A 5,153-nucleotide genomic window follows, 5' to 3' on the forward strand; every position below is an offset into this window, starting at 1 on the left:
GGAGCGGCCCGCCCGTCGCGGGCCGGTCGCGGCGCCGGGCGCCGCGCCGGTGCCGGCGGCCCGCCATGGCGGTGACGAGCTCGTCGTCGGTCACCTGGCCGGGCGTGGTGCGGAGCACGACGCGCCCCCCGCGCAGCACGGTGACGCGGTCGGCGACGCGGCGGACCTCGGCGAGACGGTGCGTCACGAGCAGCACGACGCCGCCGCGCGCCGCCACCCGCCGCGCGTGCTCAAGGAACCAGTCGTTGCGGTCTCCCGACAGCGCGGAGTTGGCCTCGTCGAGCACCAGCACCGCGGGCCGGGCGGCGAGGGCCTTGACCAGCTCGACGCGCTGCCGGTCGGCCAGCGAGAGGTCGCGGATCGCGCTCGCGGCCCGCACGCCGTGGACCCCCGCGTCCTCCAAGGCCGCCTTGGCGTCTCCGGTGCGCGCGCTTCGGCGACCCGGGGATGCTCCGAGGCGGAGGTTGGCGGCGACGGAGAGGTCCGGAAGCAGGCTGAGCTCCTGGAAGGCGACGCGTATGCCCGCGGCCGCCGCGTCCCGTGGGCCGCGGAGGACGAGGGGGCCGTCCCCCAGCGTCACCTCGCCGCCGTCGGGCCGGACGACCCCGGCGAGGATCCGCACGAGCGTCGACTTGCCCGCCCCGTTCTCGCCGAGAACGGCGTGGATCTCCCCGGGGAGAGCTTCCAGCGACAGGTCGCGCAGTGCCTTGACCCCACCGTACGACTTGGACACTCCGCTGACGCGCAGCGCCGGGAGGGCCTGCCGCGGGGCGGGAACGTCGTGGACGGAGAGCATCCCTACCCCCGTCCCTCGGCGCCGGTCAGCGCCACGGACGGGGTGACGCCGAGATCCTCCGTGGTCACCGGGAGCACGAGATCGGGCGACTGGCCCGGGAAGTAGTCGGTCCCGGGACGCAGCGCCGGGAGGGGCGCCGCCGCCGGGACGCCGGTCTTGGCGGCCGTGCTGACGTAGGACGGGAACACGGCCTGCTGGGTCAGCGGCTGCTTCTGTCCGCCGAGCAGATCGACGACCTTGCGCAGCGCCGACGAGGCGATGATCGGCGGGAGCGCGGACAGATGGCAGGTCGCGTGCGCCGACTCGCACGCGATGGCGTTGCCGTTGGCGGCGACGCAGGTGGTCGGCACCGGCGGCAGGTGCGCGTTCCGGAACGCGGTGATCACGCTGGAGCAGTAGGAGAGGCTGAGCACCCCGGACAGGTCGCGGTGCCCGGCGAGCACCGCCGAGACCGCCTGCAGCTCGGGGCCGGGAGCGAATCCGCTCTGGTAGGTCCCGGCGATCTGGAGGCCGGGACACGTCCGCGCCAGCGTCGAGCGCCAGGTCGCGTTGGACAGCGCGACCGACGGGACGCCGGGGATCGCCTGGTCGAGGACGACCTTGCCGTGTCCCCCGGTCGCCTCGCACATCCAGCGGGCGGACTCGCGAGCCTGCTCGGCCACCGGCGGCGCCAGCTTGTAGGCGCAGGGCGCGGTCACGACCTGGTCGAAGCTGAACACGACGATGCCCGCCTTGCACGCCTGCTCGACCGTCGGGTTGAGGGCCGTGGCCGACGACGCGTCGAGCAGGATCGCGTCCGGCCGGGGACGCGCGCGGATGATCTGCTGGAGCGAGGCGATGTGGTCGCTGACCGACTCGCCGGCCTGCCGCACGGTGAACTTGACGTCGTTCGCGTACTTGTGCGCGGCGACGTACTTGATCCCGTTCACCATCTGCACGCGCCACGAGGCGCTCAGGTTGTTGTTGCTCAGCACGATCCGGTAGGGCTTGCGATGCTCGGCGGAGCCGCCCGCGGCTCCGCTGTCCGGCGACGAGCAGGCCGCCGCCAGGGCGGCCGCGGCGACGATGCCCGCGACGAGCCGGGTCGTGACCGGCCGGGTCTGGGTGCGGCCGGTGATCCGGTGTCCGCTGCGCGATGATCGCGTTCTCACGAGGTCCTCCCCTGGGGTGGGTCGCCCGCGTCCGGCCATGACCCGGGGTGGGCCATGGCCCGCGGCGGGCCGGGCGGGGCGCGTGCCGACCACCTTGAGCCGTGCGGCCGCGGGGCACGAACACCCGGGTTTCGGCCAGTGGAAGTCCCGTTTCCGAGGCCGCTTCCACTCGGTGAAATCCGCGTCTTCCGCCCCGCGCGCACGACTCCGCAGGCTGGGTCCCCGTGGCGCGGCGGGCGCAGGCCCAGCGCCGCGCCGGATCGGACGATCAAGGAGACGACGTGAAACTCCAGGTGACCGAGTGGGGGACGGGCGACCGGTACGCCCTGCTCGTCCACGGCCTGTTCAGCGATGCCACCTCCTGGCACCGCGCCGGGCCCGCGCTCGCCGAGCGCGGTTTCCACGTGCTGGCGCCCGACCTGCGCGGCCACGGGGAGAGCCCGCGCGGACGCTACTCGCCGTTCGACTGGGCGCTCGACCTGGTCGACACCCTGCCCGCGCGGGCCGAGATCGCCGTGGGCCACTCGCTCGGCGGCCTCGTCCTCGGCATGGCGGCCAGGCTGCTCGACCCGGGCTCGGCGGTGTACCTGGACCCGGCGTGGCGCATGTCGGCCGACGCCCACGAGAGGTACCGGGACATCTGGCTCGGCTGGCTGGACTGGACGGACAAGGAGCAGCTCCGCGCGCACCTCGGCGGGCGCTGGCCGGAGGAGGACCTCGACCTGCGCTGGACGTCGATGTGGAAGGCGGACCCGGGCATCATCCCCGGGCTCGTCCCCGGCGGCGGCCACGACCTGTCGCCCGAGCGGGCCGACATGCCGTCCCTGGTGCTGGCCGCCGACCCCAGCGAGTTCATCCCGGACGACCACGCGAAGGAGCTGCGCGAGCGCGGGCTGACCGTCGAGACCGTCGAGGGGACCGGCCATTCGGCGTTCCGCGAGGACTTCCCCCGCTTCCTCGACCGGCTGGACGCCTGGATCGAGACGTCCGGGCGGCCCGCCGCCGGGGTGACGGCATGAGCGCGCCGGGGGCCGGCGTCCTGGAGCGATGGGCCGTCCGCGAGGTCGTCGAGAACTGGGCGGTATGGCGGGACGCGGGGGACTGGGAGCGGTTCGCGTCGCTGTGGCACCCCGAGGGCCGGATGATGGCCACCTGGTTCCAGGGCACGGCCGCCGAGTTCGCCCGGGTCAGCCGTGAGGGCTTCGAACGCGGCGTCCGCATCCTGCACTTCCTCGGCGGATCCGCGATCGAGGTGGCCGGGGACCGGGCCGTCGCGCAGACCAAGATGACGATCACGCAGCGGGCGCCGGTCGAGGGCATCGAGTGCGACGTGGTCTGCACGGGCCGCTTCTACGACCTCCTGGAACGGCACGAAGGCCACTGGGTCATCACGCTCCGGCAGCCCATCTACGAGACGGACCGGATTCAGCCCGTCGACCCGTCCCGTCCGGTGGTCCTCGACCCGGACGTCCTCGCCCGCTTCCCCGTGGGCTACCGCCACCTCGCGTACCTGCAAGAGGGGCTGGGGTACACGGTCAAGGACGACATGCCGGGCCTCACCGGCCCGGAGGTCGAGACCCTCTACGCGCGCGGTGCCGCCTGGCTCGGAGGTGAGTCGCTGTGACCCGGCTGAACATCGAGACCTGGGGCACGGGCGACCGGATCGCCGTCCTGGTGCACGGGCTGTCCGCCGACGCCTCAAGCTGGTGGCGTTTCGGTCCGGAACTCGCCCGGCGCGGCTACCGCGTGCTCGCGCCCGACCTGCGCGGCCATGGGCTCAGCCCGCGCGGCCGCTACAGCCGCCAATTGTGGGCGGACGACCTGGTCGAGTCACTGCCCGCCGCTCCGGAACTGGCCGTCGGGCATTCGCTCGGCGCGGTCGTGCTGTCCATGGCGGTGGACCGGCTCCGTCCCCGGCGCGCGGTGTACGTCGATCCCGCGTGGGAGGCGCCCGAGGGCGCCACGTTCTCCGGGAGCATGCCGTTCTTCCTCGCGCAGCGGGACTGGACGCTCGACGAGGTCGCCGCCGCCCACCCCCGCTGGCCCGAGGACGCGTGGCGGCACCGGCTGGAGGCGTTGCGGCGCTGGGACCCGGCCACCACGGAGATGGACCTGCTGGACCGCGACCACCCGCCCGGCGACCCCGGGGCGCCGTCGTTCGTCGTCACGGCGGACCCGAACGAGCTGGTCGGCGCCGATCAGGCGGAGCGGCTCCGAGCGCGGGGCTATGAGATCCGGTCCGTGCCCGATACCGGTCACTGGGTGCACGAGGACGACGCCGAGGGCTTCCTGAAGAGCGTCCAAGACCTGCTGTGAGCGGTCGGGGCGTCCTCCCGCGCGGGAGGACGCCCGGACCGTTCACTCCGACACGGGCGGGATTCCCGTGAGCGCGGCCTCCAGGAGCGCGCGAAGCTCCCGGGGCCCGGCCGGCCGGGGGTTGGCGTAGGGGTCGCGGCCCGCCAGTTCGGCGGCCTTGCCGACGGACGCGGCGTCCAGGCCCAGCTCCGCCAGAGACCGTGGCGTGCCGAGCCGGTCGAGCAGCGCGCGCAGCCCGGCGACCGGATCCGCCGCGTCGAGGGCGCGTGCCAGCCGCCGCGCCGCCTCGGGCGCCGCCGGAAGGTTGTGCGCGAGCACGTACGGCAGGACGACGGCGTGCGTCGGAGCGTGCGGCAGGCCGAAGGTACCGCCCAGCACATGGCAGAGCTTGTGGTGCAGGCCCATGGTCGTCGACCCGAGGCAGGCACCGGCCAGCCAGGCGCCGTACAGGCCCTCCGCCACGGCGTCCCGGTCCCCGCCGGCGATGGCGGGCAGCGCGGCGGCGAGCGCGCGGACCGCCTCCTCGGCCAGCACCGCGCCGACCGGCGTGACGTCCGGCGCGTACAGCGCCTCGGCGGCGTGCGCCATCGCGTTGATCCCGCTGACGGCGGCGGTCGCGCCCGGCATGGACCGGGCCAGGACCGGGTCGTACACCACCGTTCGCGGCAGCACCCGCCGGTCGCGGCCGGTGCGCTTGACGCCCCCGGAGGTGATGCCCCAGACCGGGGTCATCTCGGATCCGGCGAACGTCGTCGGCACCGCGAGGATCGGCAGCCCGGTGGTCAGCGCGACGGCCTTGGCCAGCCCGATCGCCGACCCGCCGCCGACCGCGACCAGCCCGTCCGCGCCCGACCCGGCGGCGGCGGACCGGGCCCGCTCCGCCGCGCCGG

General features: G+C 74.8%; 6 protein-coding genes. 3 read left to right on the plus strand and 3 right to left on the minus strand.

Going from position 1 to position 5,153, the window contains the following annotated elements; translation table 11 throughout:
- The coding region (locus E1291_RS38845) for an ATP-binding cassette domain-containing protein (protein WP_131743022.1) at positions 1–796 on the minus strand (796 nt) is incomplete at its 3' end.
- Positions 797–798: 2 nt separating this feature from the next.
- Positions 799–1,947 (minus strand): substrate-binding domain-containing protein, encoded by a 1,149-nt coding sequence (locus tag E1291_RS38850; protein ID WP_165495505.1) that lies wholly within the window; start codon positions 1,945–1,947, stop codon positions 799–801.
- Positions 1,948–2,228: 281 nt separating this feature from the next.
- Between E1291_RS38850 and E1291_RS38855 the strand changes: the two genes are divergently transcribed.
- The 3 genes from E1291_RS38855 to E1291_RS38865 are packed head-to-tail and all read left to right on the plus strand — an operon-like array spanning position 2,229 to position 4,263.
- Entirely contained in the window at positions 2,229–2,966 is a 738-nt protein-coding gene (locus E1291_RS38855) for an alpha/beta fold hydrolase (RefSeq protein ID WP_165495506.1), read from the plus strand.
- A complete protein-coding gene (locus tag E1291_RS38860; protein WP_131743025.1) occupies positions 2,963–3,571 on the plus strand; it encodes a nuclear transport factor 2 family protein in 609 nt (202 codons plus the stop codon). The genes E1291_RS38855 and E1291_RS38860 overlap by 4 nt, the downstream gene beginning before the upstream one ends.
- Positions 3,568–4,263: an alpha/beta fold hydrolase gene (locus E1291_RS38865; RefSeq protein WP_131743026.1), complete on the plus strand. Its 696-nt coding sequence runs from the start codon at positions 3,568–3,570 to the stop codon at positions 4,261–4,263. Before E1291_RS38860 ends, E1291_RS38865 begins: the two co-directional genes overlap by 4 nt.
- A gap of 42 nt (positions 4,264–4,305) precedes the next feature.
- Here the strand turns inward: E1291_RS38865 and E1291_RS38870 are convergent.
- On the minus strand, positions 4,306–5,153 hold an 848-nt coding region (locus E1291_RS38870; protein ID WP_131743027.1), incomplete at its 5' end, for a maleylacetate reductase.

Origin of the sequence: Actinomadura roseirufa (genome assembly GCF_900659635.1) — a bacterium.
Lineage (GTDB): Bacteria > Actinomycetota > Actinomycetes > Streptosporangiales > Streptosporangiaceae > Spirillospora > Spirillospora roseirufa.